Origin of the sequence: Lyngbya sp. CCAP 1446/10 (genome assembly GCF_026130175.1) — a bacterium.
Classification (GTDB): Bacteria; Cyanobacteriota; Cyanobacteriia; order Cyanobacteriales; family Microcoleaceae; genus Microcoleus.
The window spans coordinates 1-17,524 of sequence record NZ_JAIGNI010000089.1; the positions used below are offsets into that span (position 1 = coordinate 1).

16 protein-coding genes and 1 tRNA gene are annotated in these 17,524 nt (G+C 47.8%); 11 read left to right on the forward strand and 6 right to left on the reverse strand.

All coding sequences use genetic code 11. The annotated features are described in order from the left end of the window. Positions 1-487 precede the first annotated feature (487 nt). Both K4039_RS24960 and K4039_RS24965 read left to right on the forward strand, forming a co-directional pair. On the forward strand, positions 488-1,216 hold the full coding sequence (locus K4039_RS24960) for a hypothetical protein (RefSeq protein WP_265239206.1): 729 nt from the start codon (positions 488-490) through the stop codon (positions 1,214-1,216). Further along, positions 1,213-1,644, forward strand: coding sequence for a type II toxin-antitoxin system VapC family toxin (locus K4039_RS24965; protein WP_265239207.1), 432 nt, complete (start codon positions 1,213-1,215; stop codon positions 1,642-1,644). Before K4039_RS24960 ends, K4039_RS24965 begins: the two co-directional genes overlap by 4 nt. 47 nt (positions 1,645-1,691) lie before the next feature. Here the strand turns inward: K4039_RS24965 and K4039_RS24970 are convergent, their stop codons facing one another. Further along, positions 1,692-2,975 carry a sugar ABC transporter substrate-binding protein gene (locus tag K4039_RS24970; protein WP_265239208.1) on the reverse strand — a complete coding sequence of 428 codons (1,284 nt, stop codon included), beginning with the start codon at positions 2,973-2,975 and terminating at the stop codon, positions 1,692-1,694. Between the two features lie 187 nt (positions 2,976-3,162). Between K4039_RS24970 and K4039_RS24975 the strand changes: the two genes are divergently transcribed. Beyond that, positions 3,163-3,300 carry a hypothetical protein gene (locus tag K4039_RS24975; RefSeq protein WP_265239209.1) on the forward strand — a complete coding sequence of 46 codons (138 nt, stop codon included), beginning with the start codon at positions 3,163-3,165 and terminating at the stop codon, positions 3,298-3,300. Between the two features lie 55 nt (positions 3,301-3,355). Continuing rightward, positions 3,356-4,450 carry a type IV pilus assembly protein PilM gene (pilM, locus tag K4039_RS24980; protein WP_265239210.1) on the forward strand — a complete coding sequence of 365 codons (1,095 nt, stop codon included), beginning with the start codon at positions 3,356-3,358 and terminating at the stop codon, positions 4,448-4,450. 240 nt (positions 4,451-4,690) lie between these two features. On the opposite strand, the gene K4039_RS24985 is transcribed toward pilM, so the two are convergent. Next, positions 4,691-4,861, reverse strand: a complete 171-nt coding sequence (locus tag K4039_RS24985) for a hypothetical protein (RefSeq protein ID WP_265239211.1) — start codon at positions 4,859-4,861, stop codon at positions 4,691-4,693. On the opposite strand from K4039_RS24985, the gene K4039_RS24990 reads away from it, so the two are divergent. The 7 genes from K4039_RS24990 to K4039_RS25020 all read left to right on the forward strand — a co-directional run bounded on the left by K4039_RS24990 (position 4,860) and on the right by K4039_RS25020 (position 13,486). After that, positions 4,860-5,777, forward strand: coding sequence for a PilN domain-containing protein (locus tag K4039_RS24990; RefSeq protein WP_265239212.1), 918 nt, complete (start codon positions 4,860-4,862; stop codon positions 5,775-5,777). The two genes, K4039_RS24985 and K4039_RS24990, sit on opposite strands and share 2 nt — an antisense overlap. Beyond that, positions 5,774-6,571 carry a pilus assembly protein PilO gene (locus K4039_RS24995; RefSeq protein ID WP_265239213.1) on the forward strand — a complete coding sequence of 266 codons (798 nt, stop codon included), beginning with the start codon at positions 5,774-5,776 and terminating at the stop codon, positions 6,569-6,571. The genes K4039_RS24990 and K4039_RS24995 overlap by 4 nt, the downstream gene beginning before the upstream one ends. A gap of 262 nt (positions 6,572-6,833) precedes the next feature. Further along, complete coding sequence (locus K4039_RS25000; RefSeq protein ID WP_265239214.1) at positions 6,834-9,281, forward strand: type IV pilus secretin family protein; 2,448 nt, start codon at positions 6,834-6,836, stop codon at positions 9,279-9,281. Positions 9,282-10,180: 899 nt separating this feature from the next. Then, the gene (locus K4039_RS25005) at positions 10,181-10,474 is read left to right on the forward strand and encodes an HU family DNA-binding protein (RefSeq protein ID WP_265239215.1); all 294 of its coding nucleotides are present in this window, start codon (positions 10,181-10,183) and stop codon (positions 10,472-10,474) included. Between the two features lie 15 nt (positions 10,475-10,489). Then, positions 10,490-11,623 carry a threonine-phosphate decarboxylase CobD gene (cobD, locus tag K4039_RS25010; RefSeq protein WP_265239216.1) on the forward strand — a complete coding sequence of 378 codons (1,134 nt, stop codon included), beginning with the start codon at positions 10,490-10,492 and terminating at the stop codon, positions 11,621-11,623. A 220-nt stretch (positions 11,624-11,843) separates the two neighbouring features. Next, entirely contained in the window at positions 11,844-13,319 is a 1,476-nt protein-coding gene (locus K4039_RS25015) for an NAD(P)/FAD-dependent oxidoreductase (RefSeq protein WP_265239217.1), read from the forward strand. Then, positions 13,316-13,486 (forward strand): hypothetical protein, encoded by a 171-nt coding sequence (locus K4039_RS25020; protein ID WP_265239218.1) that lies wholly within the window; start codon positions 13,316-13,318, stop codon positions 13,484-13,486. Before K4039_RS25015 ends, K4039_RS25020 begins: the two co-directional genes overlap by 4 nt. Positions 13,487-14,079: 593 nt before the next feature. Here the strand turns inward: K4039_RS25020 and K4039_RS25025 are convergent. The 4 genes from K4039_RS25025 to K4039_RS25040 form a co-directional block, all read right to left on the reverse strand. After that, on the reverse strand, positions 14,080-15,453 hold the full coding sequence (locus tag K4039_RS25025; RefSeq protein WP_265239219.1) for an ABC transporter substrate-binding protein: 1,374 nt from the start codon (positions 15,451-15,453) through the stop codon (positions 14,080-14,082). Between the two features lie 498 nt (positions 15,454-15,951). After that, positions 15,952-16,167, reverse strand: a complete 216-nt coding sequence (locus K4039_RS25030; RefSeq protein ID WP_265239220.1) for a hypothetical protein — start codon at positions 16,165-16,167, stop codon at positions 15,952-15,954. Positions 16,168-16,249: 82 nt separating this feature from the next. Further along, a tRNA-Ser gene (locus K4039_RS25035) sits at positions 16,250-16,336 on the reverse strand. Positions 16,337-16,396: 60 nt separating this feature from the next. Further along, entirely contained in the window at positions 16,397-17,392 is a 996-nt protein-coding gene (locus K4039_RS25040) for a ComEC/Rec2 family competence protein (protein ID WP_265239221.1), read from the reverse strand. Positions 17,393-17,524: the final 132 nt, after the last annotated feature.

Sequence of the window (17,524 nt, forward strand, 5' to 3'; positions counted from 1 at the left end):
TATTTATGTAAGTCTTTTAAGATAATTAAATTTTTGTTTGAGTTTTTCACAAAGGAACATAAATTTGATTTCCCCAAAATCCATCAGTACACCTATACATAGAAAATGATTTAGGATTGCTATATATTCGTACAAATCATCAATCAATCTGCATTGATAAAGGCGATCGCACGGAATAAATAAACCCGGATTCTGGGATGAGCGATCGTTCTGATCAACAAACATTGACCTCTAAAATAGTCGAGATTGACTTATCCAGACTTTTCCTCCGACTCCGCCTTGTGAAGATGCGGTAATTTCATCATTCGATAATAACTTAAAAGCTTATATATATGGCGGCACACATTCCCATTATTTAATAATACGTCAACTGGCAGCAAAAAACAAGGGGCGAGAGTAAAAAAAATTAATGCCTAATGCCCAATGCCCCATGCCCAATTTTTGTTACAATACAAGTGAGTTTAGAAAAATTTAGAGATAGAAGTTTATGAGCAGCCTTATATCGGTGCAAACGCTAATTGAATATATAGAAGCTTTGCCAGCCCAAGAGCAAACTTTACTATTTGACGAGCTTTTCAGACGAAACATCATCAAGCAGCGTCAGGAAAACATCGATTCTTCTACAGTCAAGGTAGCTGGTGAGTCGGCGATCGGGCAAGCACTAGAAAAGTTAGGCCCGGAAAACACCAAGCATAGAGTAAACATGGTCAAATTTTTTGCCGCGCTTCAAGAAGCAGACCCGATTATCTTTGGAAAAATAGAAAATCCGCGCCAGGAAAACACCAAGCAGATAGTCAAGACAAAAACACTCTTAACAGGTAACGCTACCTGCGACATTCGCGCAGCCGATCGCACTAACTTTGGGGGCGACTTCGACAGCTCAACTGCTCACATAATCATTAAAAACGAATCAGACAGAACAGTCAGTGCAGCGTTGCTGGGATGGCCCGAATGTAAAGCTTTTGGCCAGACGCGATCGCAAGCACTGCAAAACCTTCACGATTTAGTAAATACCCAGCTAGCCGAAGCAGAAATCGTCTCTGTCAAACTCACTTCTAGTCGCTCGAACAATCCTTGGGTGAGGTTAGCTGGTAAGTATGAAAACGATCCGCAATACGATGAGGTATTGGCACACATAGAAGAATATCGCCGCGAACTCGATGCAGAAACCGAAGCTTATTATAGTCAAATTGACGCTGCGGTTGAGACAAAATGAGCCGATACATACTTGATACGGATTGTTTCTCCCTTTGGCAAAAGAATCATCCAATGATGGTGCAGCGGGTCGAGGTTAACGCAGAAAACCTTCCTGTAACTATCGTAACCGTAGAGGAAGTAATTCGCGGCTGGTTCAATGTTATCAGACAGGCTTCGACACCTTCGCAAGCGAACAAATTAGTATGGGCTTACACCAGCTTAGGGGATACATTAGATGATTTCAAAAATCTCAACATTCTGAAATTTGACCAGAATGCTTTCACTATTTACACCGAGTTCCCTCGTCAAATAAGAGGTATCGGCACGCAAGATTTGCGGATTGCTGCTATTGTACTTGCTAATAATGCTATCCTCGTTACGCGGAACAACCAACATTTTTCGCAAGTGCCTGATTTAGTGCAGGAAGATTGGACAATTCAACCTTAAAAGCAAGGGGCGATCGCAAAATAATCTGCCCCAGCTTCCAGAAAAAACTACCTTTGATCCCAAGCTGTCGCCGCATCAGTCACAGCTTGTTCCACCGATTTTTCCTCCAACATCGCCGCCTGCAAATTGTCATAAATCGCCTTTTGCAACTTCTTAACATCCTTGAGAGGCGGAATTAACAACTCAGCTTTTGCCAAGCCAGAAGCACTCACAATCCTAGCTCGATCGCTCGGAGCAGCATCAGCCGGAACACTCTTAAAATAAGAGTCCTGCAAAGCCTCAACCGTAGAAGGCAAAACATTAGCAACCTTCGCAAAAGCCAACTGATTTTGAGAATTAGTCACGAACAAAGCAAACTTCACAGCATCATCAGGGCGCTTGCTGTCGCGAGGTACAACCAAATTCATCACCGCCACAGTCTTCTTGCCGGTTTCCCCCGTAATTTGAGGCGCAGCAGCCGAGACAGCACCAATATTCGGAGCATTCTCAGCGATCGCCTTTAAAAACTGCGGCCCCGAACCCAACAAAGCAGTTTCTCCAGCTTGATAAAGCTCGATCGCCCTGCGATGTCCCTGCACCAAAACATCCTGCGGCAAAAATCCGCCCTTGTACAAATCCACCCAATACTCAAAAACAGCCTTCCCCTTATCAGTATTAAAAGCAGCCTTACCTTTAGCATCAACCAAAGGCACACCCATCTGCACAAAAGATTGCAACACCTCCGACGAATCTTCCGGTACAAAAGTCGCAAAAAAAGCAAATTTACCAGTCTTCTCCTTCACCTGTTTCGCCACAGCAGCCAACTCGGTATAGGTAGCGGGAGGCTTAGCAATTCCAGCTTTTTTAAACAACTCCGTATTGTAAATAGTTACCCCAGTTGTCAGATACCAAGGAATCCCAAAAGTCTTGCCATCGAGTACGCTAGCTTTCCAGATATTCGGGAGATAGAGCGATCGCACTTGCTCAGAAATTCGAGAGTCCAAATCCAGCCAAGCATTGCGCCCCGCCAATAGTGAAGCAAAATCGGGATTCAGGTTCACCACATCCGGCGCAGTTTTCGCCGAAACAGCACCCAAAATCTTACTTTCCATCGCCGACCAAGGGACATCCACCCAACGCACCTTCACGCCCGGATTTTTGGCTTCAAAATCGGCGATCGTCTGATTGAAATAGTCAGTAAACTGAGGTTGAAGCTGCATAGTCCAGAACTCGATTTCGTTGGCATTCTTAGTCTGGGAATTCACAGCCGGCTTGCCGCAACTTACCACCGCAGCCAGCAGCAGCCCCACCAGCCCAAAAACAGCAAACAGTTGCCAAGATTTACGTTTCATAGAAATAAAATTGAGAATCATGGTTCGCCAACGAGAAAACAAGCATCGCCCGGAGAGAGTGCGCCAGAGTCAAGCGCGAGAGTTTTGTGCCCTAGCCCCGAGAGGGAGAGAGTCGGTTTTGCTGCCGAATCTATCGGTTTTCGGTCGATCGAGCTGAAATTTGTTGACATTCGCAGCAGAATAGCTATTGTCAAGTAAATTGGATAGCATAAAATCGGAACTGGCGATCGCGCCACAAAGACTGTGCAGCGCAGAAGCAGGCGGGATACCGAGATTACAGTATCAGTGGCAATTGGAAACCGAATCTCCAACAGCCAACGGCTGAATCAGGCTGGCCAACTACAAAATAAAAAAATAGCAACTACCAGCGACCCAATCCTATGGTTAACTTTTTCAAAGGTCTACTTTCCCAACGCCAGCCAGGAATCGGGATCGAAATAGCCCCAGACCGCATCAACATCATTCAGCTCGAAAAGAAAGCTCAGGCTTTAAAATTAGGCCTCATCGCCTCAATAGAAGTACCAGAAGACTATATACAAGAAGGACAAATAGTCGATCCGCCGGGAATGGCAGAACTAATACGTACCGTCCTCGCAGAAAACAAAATCAAAGCCAAGCGAGTAGCCACAGCCATTCCCGGCCGCGAAGCTGTGATCCGCCTCATTCCAGTTCCTGCAGAACTCAACCAAGAAGAACTGCGGGATTACATGAATGCAGAAGCAGGGCTCTACTTGCCGTTTCCCAGAGAAGACGCCGACGTAGACTATCAAAAAATCGGCCTGTTTGTAGATGACGATGGCGTAGAAAAAGTGCAAGTAGTATTAGTGGCAACCCGCAGAGAAGTTACCGACACCTACATCGAAACCTTCAAAGAAGCCGGACTGATTATAGACGTGCTAGAAGTAACCAGCTTTGCCCTGATTCGCACCCTCAAAGACCAACTGCAACAATTTTCCTCCCAAGAAGCCGCAGTCCTCACCGACATAGAATTTGACAGTACCGAATTAGCTATAGTAGTGGACGGCATACCGCAATTTAACCGTACCATCCCGATCGGCACATACCAAATCCAGACCGCCCTCAACCAAGCCATGAACCTGCCGCCAACCAGAGACACCAGCGAATTGCAAGGCATGACCCTGCCAGTCACAGATACAATGGGCGCATCTGGAGACGCCAATCCCGGCACCAATGCGATGATTAAAGTATTGGGAGAACTAGCAGACGAATTGCGTCGTTCAGTAGACTTTTACCTGAACCAGAGCGAAGAACTCGAAGTAGCGCAACTGTTGCTAGCGGGCCCAGGAGCTGCGATCGGCAAACTTGACGAATTTTTCATGCAAAGATTAAGCTTGCCGGCATCTCAAGTAGACCCAATCGAAACCCTAGGACTCGAAATCAGCCAAGAAATTAGCCCAGAACAGCGAGCAGGCTTAGGAGTCGCCCTAGGTTTAGGACTGAGGGAGGTGATGTGACCTCAAACTTTTAGATAATAGAAAAACAGATTTGAGAATTTTCGGAAAAAGCTTCTTCCGAAAAAAGAAGACCCCTGATACAGAAGGTAGAATATTGGAGGTAAAAGGTAAAAGGTAAAAGGTAGAATATCGGAGGTAGAAGCAACCACTTCCTGCGGTAGAAGGCAGAAAGTTCTTTGTTTCTTTCTTCCCTAAATAAATCCTTCACTTATACCGGCAATCTGGCGCTGTGTCTAAAATCTAAAATTTCAAATTAAAATCTATAGCAACAGCCAAGACGGTTGGGACGTTCTTAATTGCTGAAACCATGCGGTCGATTGCACCTGCCATCGGATTTATTCCTTCTTCCTTCTTCCTTCTTCCTTCTTCCTTCTTCCTTCTTCCTTCTGCTATAAAATCGAGTGAAGCCATGTACAGCCTAGATATTAATTTTCTCAACGACCGCCCCGACTACAAACCAGTCACAGCAGCCAAAAGCTCAAGTAAAAAAAGTTCCGGGGGAGTCAAAGACCAACTGCCCCTAATTGGGGCGGCGCTGTTTGCCTTCGGCATCAACGCCGCAGTCATGGGCACCTGGTGGTGGGCGACTAACGAAAATACCGGCTTGGCCACAGAACAAGCAACCATCGACCAAGAACTGGCAAAGTTAAACACTCAAGCCAACGCCATCAAAGCCATCAACGCCGAAACCGACAAAGTTACCGCAGAATACAAAGCATTAGCCGGAGTATTCGACCAAATTAAACCTTGGTCGGCGATGCTGCAAGACCTGAGTGTCCGCACTCCCGCCGGAGTGCAAATTTCCAAAATCGAGCAAATCGAGCCCAGTCCATCCCCAGTTGCAGCAGCACCGCCACCCCCCGCAGCAACTCCCGCCGCCTCCCCGGGGGCGAGTCCGTCTCCGGGGGCGAGTCCCTCCCCAGCGAGTCCCACCCCGGTGGCTGCTCCCGTCCCAGTCGCCCCGCCGCAGGCGGCAAAAGTACAAATTTCAGGGATAGCCAGTACCTTTGCTCAAGTTAACGACTTTATGCTCCTAGTCCAGCGCTCTCCTTTCTTCCTCGACACCGATACCAAACTGGTAGCAGCCACACTAAAAAGCAACCCCACACAATTACAAGTGCGCAACCCAAGCGCAGCAGCAGCAGAACTTCCCAAACTGCGGCCCGTGGTGGAATATAAAATTGAAACAACGCTCAGCCCGACTGGCGCCACCGAGTTGCTCCCCGAGCTGCGGAGCAAGCAAGCAGACGGGCTAGCAATACGGATAGAAACACTTCAAGAAAAAGGAGTGCTAGAACCAGAAAAAACAGAGGTTAAAAAACCATGACAGCAGAGTTTCTTCCCAGCGGGGCACAAGCAGAAGAAGCCGGGACTCAGGAAATATTCGGCATTAAGCTGACACCCCAAGTCCAAGCAATAGGCGTCGCAGTTCTCGGCCTAGTCATTGCCGGTGGCCTTTGCTACCAGTTTGTACTGCCAGAATTCCAAAAAGGCGGCGAATTCAAGCAAAAACTTAGCGAAAGCAAGCAAACGCAACTGCAATTGCAAGCTCAAATTCAAAAAAAGTCAGAAGCAGAAGCAAAGCAAGAAGAAGCAAAACAGCGCCGCGCCCAAGTGACGGCAATGTTTGCCAGCGATGCGGGCGCTACCACGTTGCTGCTTGACATGACCCAACTGGTTAATCGAATCAACGTCGGCGTGCAAGGGGACGACCTCAAGGCTAAAATTACCAAATTTGAGCCGGATGTGCCACCAGCAGGAGCAGCACCGGTGCCGGGAGCTCGCGACCCAGATATTCTCAGCGATACGTCCTTCGGGCCGTCCCTGGCTGGCAAGCTCAGACGCAAAAAATATAAGGTAGAGTTTGAAGGCAGTTTCGCTCAAACCCGCAATTTTATGCGTAACTTGGAGTTGATGCAGTCGCTGTTGGTAGTGAGGAATTTGAAGTCTGAATTGCTAACATCAACTCAGTCAATGCAAATAGATTTTTTGAAAGGAAGAATAGTTCCTGTGGAGCAGCCACAAACTAAGATTAAAACGGCTTTTGACTTGCACGCGCTGCTGCCGTTAAAGCAAGAAGAAAAACTACCAACTCCGGCTCCGAGTCCTGCTGCTAAGTAGCGGTACTTAAGCGGATATTAGGTATTCCCAGTCGCTGTTTCAGCAGAAGGTAGAAGCGAGAAGGTAGAAGGTAGAATTTAATATATAAATGCCATAAAAATATTTTTTCGTATGGCAATATAAGATAATTTTCCGCCTAATTTATTCTAACTTCTTCCTTCAATAAAGTGTCAAATGAAGAATGTTTCAGTCAGCGTGAGAGGCTCGAAACTCAAGACTGGAACAAATAAGCAAATAACAAAGTTGTAGTTGAGGAGAGAACGTGAAACAGCATCTACGGTTAAGTGGAGGACTTTTGAGCAGTGTTGCCGGAGTTCTGATCGCCCAAGCGCCCGTCTCGGCCGCGCCGACTCAAGTCACAGGAGTGCAAGTAAGTCAAGCGAATAATGGGGTAAATATTGTCCTAGCTACGGAAAAGGGCGATCGCCCGCAAGTTTTCGCCATCAACAACGGCAATACTTACCAAGCCACAATCATCAACACCCAGCTCCGCCTGCCCCAAGGCAACAGCTTCCGGCAAGATAACCCAGCTCCAGGCATTTCCTCAGTAGAAATCACCCAGGTAGAGGCTAACAGCATCCGCGTTGTGGTAGCAGGCACCAACGGAGTTCCCAACGGACAAGTTATGCCCGGACAAGGCCAAAACATCGTCCTCAGCGTTGCCGGACAGGGCGGGACTGTGCAATCTACCCAAGCTGCACAGCCTGGATTGCCCTCGCTCAACCAAGCCCAAAGTGCACCCCCGCCACCTCCCGGACTGCCGCTGAACCCAACAACTTCCCGGCCGGCCCCCGTCCGCACGTCGCAAAACCCGAACGTGATGCTGCCAAATCCCGAAGTTACTGTGACTAGGAACGATCGCCCGCCCCTCCCCAGCGAAATACAATCTCAGAGCAATCAAGCTCCGCCTTTCCAGCCGCGAGCTATAGCACCGCCCCTGGGAGACATCTCCGTATCTAACATCGCTCCGGCTGCGGCAAATATAGAACTAAGTTCGGGAGAACGCATCCCCCGCTTGGTGCTGCGGGATGCCCCAGTCCGCGACGTTTTAGCTCTGCTCGCCCGCGCTGCGGGATTGAACATTGCTTTTACAGGGGGTGGAGCCCCCGGTCAACCGGGCCAAGCCGCTCCGGCCGCACCGGGAGCGGCAGGAGGCTCCGATGAAGGACCGAAGATTTCCTTGGACATCGAAAATGAGTCGGTGCAAGATGTTTTTAATTACGTGCTGCGGATCAGCGGACTGCAAGCGAACCGCGTCGGGCGCACGATTTTTGTCGGTTCTAATTTGCCTCTGGACTCGCGCAATATTATCGTTCGGACTCTGCGACTCAATCAAGTCAGATCTACGGATGCAGCTAACTTTTTGAGCGCTCAAGGTGCAGAAACTCAACTGCCGATTACTCGGGTAACTATCCAAACCGTGGGCCAAGGAAATTCGGCGCGGGATGTGGAAATTCGGGAACCGGACATTAAGGCGATCGGCGCTAAGGACGGCAACGGGCCGCTCTTGCTGAGGGGACTGTCGGTGCTGGCAGATGCGAGGCTCAATTCGATCACTTTGGTGGGCGATCCGCGCAAAGTTGATATTGCCGTGGCTTTCTTGACTCAGCTAGATTTGCGCCGCCGTCAAGTGGCTGTCAACGTCAAGGTGATCGATATCAACTTGTTGGGAGCCAACAACAGTAGCAGCAGTTTCTCTTTCGGAATTAATAACAATTTCTTTGTGAATGAAAACGGAGTAGCAAGTCTGAATTTTGGTGGCTTGCGGCCGGCTACAGTCAATGATGTCACCAGTGCCAACAACCGATCGACTCCGCCGATCGTCGGTAACCCTATAGGAGCCGTAGCTCCTATCTACGATCAGAGGGGCAATTTAATCAACGTGCCGCTGACAGGGACTCCTACCTACGATCGGAATGGCAATTTAATCAACGTGGCTAACAGTGGCGGGGCGTTCCTCCGCCCGACAGCAATTACTGGTGACCCCGGAAGAGTTGGAGTTGACACTTACGAGCCTGGCCCTGGTGGCACTGCGACCTTCGCCCTGTTCCCGCTGTTGCAATATCCGAGGAGGTTCCTGTCGGCGTTACGGGCAACTATTGAGACTCGGAATGCCAAAATCTTGACTGATCCGACTCTGGTGGTTCAAGAAGGAGAAACGGCGAATGTGAATATTACTGATGAGGTGATCTCTAACATCACACAGCAAACGCAGACTACCGGCAATACAAGTACCACAACAACAACGGCCGTTAAGGATCGCGCAGGTTTACAGTTAGGGGTGGCGATCGATCGGGTTGACGATAATGGCTTTGTCTCTCTGCGGGTGAACCCGATTATCAGGACACCATCCCCGCCTGTAGACTTGTCCACGCCCGGGAGCACCAATCAGATCACTCTGCTGGGCGAGCGCTCTTTGCAATCGGGGCTAATTCGCCTGCGGGACGGTCAGACTTTGATTCTTTCGGGGATTATCCGCGATGAAGAACGGGTGCAAGCGAACAAAATTCCGATTTTGGGAGATTTGCCGATTATCGGTTCGCTGTTCAGGAGTACCACTAAGCAGAACCAGCGGGCGGAGTTGATTGTGTTGCTGACTCCGCAGATTTTGGATGATAGCGATCGATCGAACTTTGGCTACCAAAACAACATCAGTCCCGACGCCCGCCAACTGTTGCAGCGCAGTCAGCCCGTCCAGCCCAGACAGTAGGCCTCGGACGAAGGAAGAAGGAAGAAGGAAGATGTGTCAACTTAAGGTCAAAAGTAGTGCAGGTCTGATTTCTGATGATTGGCAGAGTCTCGATCTCCCTGGCACACCCCTTAAGAAGGGGGGGACAAGAGGGTCGTCCAAGTCCCCCGACTATCCGGGAGACAAGAGGGTCGTCCAAGTCCCCCGACTATCCGGGAGACAAGAGGGTCGTCCAAGTCCCCCGACTATCCGGGGAGAGGGACAGGATTCTTCTCAAAGTCCCCCTTTTTAAGGGGGATTTAGGGGGATCTGGCCTCGTCTATAAACGAGAGATACAAAGATTTTTAGGCGATTGTTGACACCAATCGAAAGAAGGAAGAGGTTCGAGGAAAAGAAAAATTTCGTTTCCCCTTGACAAATCACACTTTTTCCCTTTTGTTTCACCTTCTTTCCCTCAGAAGGAACAAGCAAGAAGGAAAAAAATTTTGTTTAACTCTTGACAAATGACATTTTATTCTTTCTATTTTTACTTATTTTCCAATTTCAAATCCACTCCCGGCGAAAAATCTTGTGTCCAAAGTGGTATTTTTTTACCTAAATTTGGGTATTAATTCTAAAAAGTTGGCAAGTTCCATATAAATTAAAGGTTCCACCGATCCATAACGGTCGGCAAGACTTTAGAATAATGCAGTGAAAATTAGATGCTGTCGGGTTTTCAGCAACTAAAAACAAAAATTCCTTTTGTGACCAATTATCCTAGGGTAATTAGTATTCAGCAGGAGTTGTTAATTGGGGAAGCGGGCTGGAGCAATGGGGACTACCCAAACGCTCCCAACCGAAACTTCAATGCAGTTAAAACTCACAACTAATAGTTGAACTCTGTTTAACGTAATTTTGCAAATCCAGAAGAGGAGTTCGGAATGAACAAAGGTGAATTGGTTGATGCAGTCGCGGAAAATGCTAGTGTCACTAAAAAACAGGCAGATGCCGTTTTGAGTGCAGCGTTGGAAGCAATCATGAAAGCTGTCTCCGAAGGCGACAAGGTGACACTGGTCGGTTTTGGCTCGTTTGAGTCGCGGGAACGTAAGGCCCGTGAGGGTCGCAATCCCAAAACTGGTGACAAGATGGAAATCCCGGCAACCAGAGTTCCTGCATTTTCTGCCGGCAAGTTGTTTAAGGACAGAGTTGCACCGCCGAAAGAACCCAAAATTTAATTGGTGAACTGAGTCTTGATTAGACCTGTACACGGTGGGAATTTAGCTTGGGCAGCCGCACTGGCTGGCTGCCCTCCCTCTGCTATTCTCGATTTTTCTGCCAGTATCAGTCCTTTGGGCCCTCCTGAGTCTGCCCTGGCTGCGATTCAAGCTCATTTGAGCAGTCTCACGGCTTACCCAGACCCGGATTATGGAGTGCTGAGGACTGCTTTGGGTGAGGCGTTTAATGTTGACCCGGATTGGATTTTGCCGGGGAATGGTTCGGCGGAATTGTTGACTTGGGCTGCTTGGGATTTGTCGAAGCTGGAGGCGACTTATTTGGTGACTCCGGCTTTTGGCGATTACTTGCGGGCTCTGAAGGCTTTCGGGGCGCAGGTGCTGGATTGTCCTTTGAATCTCAAATCGTTGGACTGGGAGACTGGCAGCGGGTTGGTAACGGATGATTTGTCGGTTTCTAATGGTTCCCTTGTCTCCCCTTCTCTGGCTATCCCGGTTCCTCTTGCTCTGGATGCCGATCGAGGTTTGCTACTGAACAACCCGCACAATCCGACGGGTTTGCTGTTCGCTAGGGAGGCGATTCGGCCTTATTTGGAGCATTTGGCTTTGGTGGTGGTGGATGAGGCCTTTATGGACTTTCTACCGCCTGCGGAGCAGGAAAGTTCGATCGCTAAAATTGAGGAGTTTCCGAATTTGGTGATTTTACGATCGCTCACCAAATTCTATTCTCTGCCGGGACTGCGGATGGGATGTGCGATCGCCCATCCCGACATCCTGCGCCGCTGGCAGTTGCTGCGCGATCCTTGGCCTGTGAATGCCTTGGCTGCGGCTGCTGCTGCTGCTGCGGTGCGAGATGCTGTTTTTGATCGGCAAACTTGGGATTGGCTGCCTGTGGCCCGCCGAGAGCTATTTGAGGGTTTGGCTGATTTACCAGGTTTGCGGCCAATGGCTGGGGCGGCTAATTTCTTGTTGGTTGAGTCGTCGGTGTCGGTGGCTGCGATTCAAAAAAGTCTGTTGCAACGACACCGGATTTTGATTCGCGATTGTTTGAGTTTTCCTGAGTTGGGCGATCGATATTTTCGGGTAGCCGTGCGATCGAGGGCGGACAATCTGCGATTGATTGCTGGACTTGCCGATGTCATTAGTCGTTAACTCGGAAATTTATCTCACGTCTTAATCTTTTATTTTGGCGTGAGATTAATGCCAGAAGAGCGGGCGAATGGAATTCGCGCCTACACAGACAAAACCCGCCTCCGCGGGTTGAAGAGTGGGTCATTAAAATTACGTTATTTTCTTCAGTCCGCGGAGGCGGACATCGTTTGTATAGGCGCGGTTTCAACCGCCGTCCTATCTACTATTGACTTCTTTATTTATGCTTGACTATGATTTAGTGATTATTGGTGGAACTCCGGCCGGACGCTATGCTGCTTTGACTGCAACTAATTTCCCGGCCCGCGTTGCTTTGGTGGAACCGCTAAGTAATTCGCAAGATTTGCCGACTGGTGGGAAAGAGTCGATCGACCTTGGTTTAAGATACAGCCAAACTTTGAGCGAGGCTGCTCGTTTTGCCCAGCAGATTAGCCGCCAACAGTTCGGGGCTCGGTGGGAAGTGGCTAATTCGGAAATGCCGATCGAATTGCGGTTTGATGGGGTTCAGAAGTGGGCCGAGGGTGTTGTTGCTAATTTAGAAGAAATTGATGATCTCGGCGTTTTGGCTGCTCGCGGGGTCGATATTATTTTTGGTAGCTGCGAGTTTGTTACCAAACCGCATTTGGCTTTGATTGTGGGCGACAGGAAATTGCGATCGCGCTGTTATTTGCTAGCTTGTCCAACAATGCCTGCAATTCCCAATATTGAAGGACTTTCGTCTGTCGGCTTTTTTACTTCGGAAACTGTCGGGGAATTAGCAAAACTTCCAAAGTTACCTAAAAGTTTGGCTGTAATCGGCGCAGATCCCAGCGGTGTCGAAGTCGCTCAAACTTTTGCTCGATTAGGGGTGGCTGTGACGCTTGTGGTGAAGGGTTCCCACATTTTGACGAAAGAAGACCGAGAGGCTGCTGGCTTGGTTCAAGCTGCAATGGAAGCCGAAGGAGTGCGGATTCTGACTGCTACTGAGGTGACTCAAGCTAGGGTGATTGATGGTAAAAAGTGGATTCAAGCTGGGCCAAGGGCGATCGAGACTGAGGAGATTTTTCTCGCCGCGGGCCGCCAGCATAATTTTGCATCATTAAATCTGGAAGCGGCTAGAGTTAAATTTAGCGATCGCGGGTTGATTTTAAATGAAAAGCTGCAAACAACTAATTCGCGGATTTATGCGATCGGTGATGTTGCTGGGGGTTATTCGTTCCCTCACATTGCTAATTGCGAAGCTGCGATTGCTGTGAAAAATGCTTTGTTTTTGCCGATGTATCAAATAGATTATCGCGGGATTCCTTGGGCGATTTTTTCTGACCCGCAGTTGGCGAGGGTTGGCTTGACTGAAGCGCAAGCAAGACGACGTTTTGGAGACGATTTGATTGTTGGTCGGGAATATTTCAAGAATGTTGAAAAAGCTCAAATGTCCGGGGAGACAACGGGTTTTTGTAAGATTGTCGGGCGGCGCAATGGGGAGATTTTGGGAGCGAGTATTGTGGGGCCACAAGCTGCTGAGTTGATTCATGCGATCGCCCTTGCTGTCCGTCACGGGATGAAGGTTGAGGCGATCGCGGAACTTCCTTATATTTGGTCAAGTTTTTCGGCAATTAACGGTCAAACTGCTGCTGTTTGGGAGTTGCAGCGCCTCCGCAGCAATACTTTGATCCAGAATTTATGGGAGAATTTGTTTCACTGGCGCAGGTATTGGAAATGAACAAATTGGGCATTGGGCATTGGGCATTGGGCGAAGCGAAGCGGAGGGATTGGGCGAAGCGAAGCGGAGGGATTGGGCGAAGCGAAGCGGAGGGATTGGGCGAAGCGAAGCGGAGGGATTGGGCATTGGTAATTGGTAATTGGTTAGTAGTTATTTGTAATTGGTAAACAGAGATACATTATTTGTTAAAACGGTAGTGCTTTTATGTAAAGGATGGAGAAGATTGAGGCGGTTGAGTCTTCAGCATTGCTAATCGGATTTGGTAATTGTAGTCATGAATAAAATTCCAAATAGCACCCTTATGATTCTCCAACTTCTACATTGCATATTCGGGGCGATACTCAGAGCTTCGTAAGGGTTGGGATCTCGGTGGTGCACAGCGGGCGATCGCAAATGCCCAATTTCTAAAGCTGCAAATTGCCTCCGCCACTCAGTCAGCCATTCGCCACTCGGATCGAATCCTAAAAGTTTATCCCGCAGACTGTTGCATTTTTGCGATATATATGATATGAGAATCAGGGCGTGGGGCCCGGCGCTGATTCAAGCTAAATCAAATTGCGAATTGGCTACTGAGTCCGCTTGCATGGAGAATCGCTAAATTACGAATGATAACAATTCTCATTATAGGGCGATCGGGCATTTCCGTGGACAGCAATCCAAAATAGACTGGAATTGCCGGCATTCGCTCTCAATTCTGGAAATGTATCTGCGTTAAGCTGTGTTAATCTGCCTCAAATCTGCAGTTGTTGTATCAACCCAATCAAGGCAGCGCCACAAACTTGTAATCATTTCCTTGGGGCTGAACTTGTACTAAAATCGGTTTGCCCGATCGATCGCCCGTTGGCAAAAACCTCACATCTTCACTTGCACCCATAGCCGAAAAATTCTGATTCTTGAGTGCTTGCTGCAATCCTTCCCGTGTATTGCTTTTGAGCAAACCGCCGATGATAGCTTGAGTCGCATCAAAACTCGTTGCAGTGCGCCAATTCACCACGCCTCCCCACCGCTGACTCGCATTCTTAGAAAATGGGTTATTAGGATTGGTGTCAGGATGCCACGGAACGGGCAAAACCAGCCCGTCAATGTCTTTCTGCCCGTTTTTTATCGTTTCAAATGTGTACATCGTAGTGCTGCCGTAGAGTGGTAATTTGCCTTGATTGGCGCGGGCTAGGTCGATCGCGCGATCGATGCGATCGATATGAGGCGCTATCATTAACGCTTGTGCACCTTTGCTAACAGCATCAGCAACGCTAGCGCTGGAATTAAATCCTGGCGTTGAAAAGTCACAAACCGTAGGCACTACCTTGCCACCCAAAGCTGAAAACGACGCTACAAATTCATCCTTAAACGATATGTTATCGGGAGCTTGAGAGTCATAGCAGATAGCAACAGTAGTTTTGCCAGCTTTCTTAACCATATATTCTGCTAAAGGAGCCGCCATCGATTGAATCGCGGGGACTGTCCGAAAAATGTAGCTGCCAAAACCTGATAAATTGTTAGCAAAGCTAGTTGGTGTCACCATCACCAATTTTTTTTCTTGATAGATGGGAGCAGCAGCTAGAGAAGCGTTGCTGGCATTATGTCCAATGACTGCTAAAATTTTCGGGTCATTTACGAATCCGGTTGCAACTTCTTTAACAACATCTGGATTGTTGTCATCATTCGCAATCAAAACTTGCAAACCCGCACCATTAATGCCTCCTCTAGAATTAACTTCGTCTTGAGCTTGAGCTACTCCTCGCAGAATTTCTTGCGCTACATTCGGGTTGTTGCCAATGGGAACGCTGACGGCAATTTTCAGAGGATTGTCATTATTTACTTTGGCATTATTCAAATAAATTACGGTCTCTGGATCATTGCGATTTTGTTGCAGTGATGCCTGAAATTTTTTGACAGCTTCTTTGTAATTTCCCTCAGCAAAAGCTTTGATACCTGCTTGTTTTCCTGCTGTGGTTTGCGATTGCACCAATATTTTGTTTCCCAAACTCATCCGAGTATCGCTAGCAGATGTATCTGAATTGCCACCATTAAATAAGCTGGGAATAAACTTGAATGCACCAATAGCAATTAAAGCAAATGCAACAATAAAAACAATTGGTGGCGGTCTTTTTATTTTTTGAGGATTTTGATACATGATTAGTTCTCCTGAGTTTAATATTGTTTTGAGGCTTTGATTTCGGGTAAGCATTCCCTGGCAGAGTGGAGTAAATCGGCTATGGTATGAAAATGCTCCGGTTGTCAATCTATAGAAATATCTAGTATCTTGGATTTCGATCGACTTTTATGATTGTTGCTCAGTGCTGTGATACGTTGATGTATTAATTATACATAAAAGCTTGGTTCAAGTCAAATCATAAAAGTCATATTCTTGAGTTCATAAAAGTCATATTCTTAAGTTCATAAAAGTCATATTTGTGTAGTTTAGTTTCAATGAGTCGCAGGGAGCATCTCATTTTCGTAAAAAGATTTTTTTTTACGGTGCGAGCTTAATAATTCGCACTACAAATGCAAAACTCAGATGCACCATACTCACATCATGCCCGTTACATTACCCGTAATAAAACCTGTTTGAGCGTTCTCTTAGGACATGATATACAACAGTTTTCAAGTACAGGAGGAATAACTTCAACAATCAAATTATTTGATTGTAGTCGCCCTGAAGGGCATGGGGAGACTTTAAACGGACGGGGAGCGACAGTAAGACAACTTCGGTAGCAAGTTGCGATGAACCGTCAAGAATCCCCGTCCGTTCTACGGCGGGGAGTATGTCAATTACCCAATACTGTGCGAAAATACCGTAGTTGGGCGATCGATCTTTCCCAGTATAAATAAGGCGTGTACTGCACACCCTAGGTTGGAAGTTGGGTTAGATACAGCACAAGCACCCTAGGTTAATAAGGTGCTTGTGGTGCATTTGACGTTTAGATGTACGGAGAGGGTGGGATTTGAACCCACGTTAAGATTGCTCCTAAAGTAGTTTTCGAGACTACCGCATTCAACCGCTCTGCCACCTCTCCAATTGACTTGAGATGTAAGCTAAAAGTATCTTACCCTACAGTGCGCCACATTGTAAATCTTTATAGAAAAGAAGTTTGATTTTCTTCAGATTCCAGAGTCGTCTTAAATCCCCCTGTTGGCGTCCACTGAAGGGCTCCGTCGCGCCCAGTCCAGAAAATCTGGGTTTTGCTTTGGCGCAGTTGGGCGGCGGTTTCTGGGTCGATTTCGTCTGAAGATGCGATCGCCACTTGCGGGCTAACTGCCTCCAATAACTCGGCTGTCAGGGTTTTTCCCGACCACAACAGCACTTGCGCCCGCTTCAATGTTCCTGCGGCTGCTAATCTCTTTGATAACATACTTTGCGCTTCCGGTGTCATGTCACCGACAATCAACCAGGTACGCCCCCTCACCAATAATTCTACTACCGGAATCTCCGCATCCACGAACTGCAACCGCGTCGAACCCAGATCGATCGTGCTGTTAGTTTCTAAAAGAAAGTAAACGCCTTGCTGCGATTGCACAGCCGTCATAAATTTCCCATCGTTGCCACGGTGAATTTGTTTGGAATCTTTATTATCATAAAATGTTTTAATTGGCAAGCGTCCTAGTAATTTTCCCCAACCGCCACTTAAACCTAAATGGCCGTGAGTGGCGATCGCAAAATTCACAGAATTAACTCCTTGCTGCTGCAAAAAAGGCAACACCGTAAACCGCACCGTATTTTCATCACCGGTATTAATTAGCGTCACTTTTCCCTGATCTTGAATTACCAAAACTGGTTCGCCAGATGTCGCCAGCAAAGTAACTTGAAACAAAGATGTCTGACTGTGCCAACCTGGCAAAGCTATGATACTAATTCCCGCCACCAGCGCCAGCGGTAAAATCCAAGCCGAAGAAATCCGCAGTGCAAAAACTCTGCTTTTCCCCTGTTTCCCTCTCCCTGCTTCCTGCTTCCTGCTTGCTGCTTCCCTCTTCCTGCTTCCCTCTTCCTTCTTCCCTCTTCCCTCTTCCTTCTTCCTTCTTCCCCCCAGCCAAACCCAGCAGATTAAACCGTAAAGCGCGATTAGCTGAAACACCGATACCAGGGCTATTTCATTCTAAACAGATCTTTGAGTATGCTACAACTAAAGCCAGCGAGACGTTGAGCTTGAGCCATGTTTTGGAAGCCATGATCGCGATACAAATTCAAGGCAAAATTCCGTGCGATT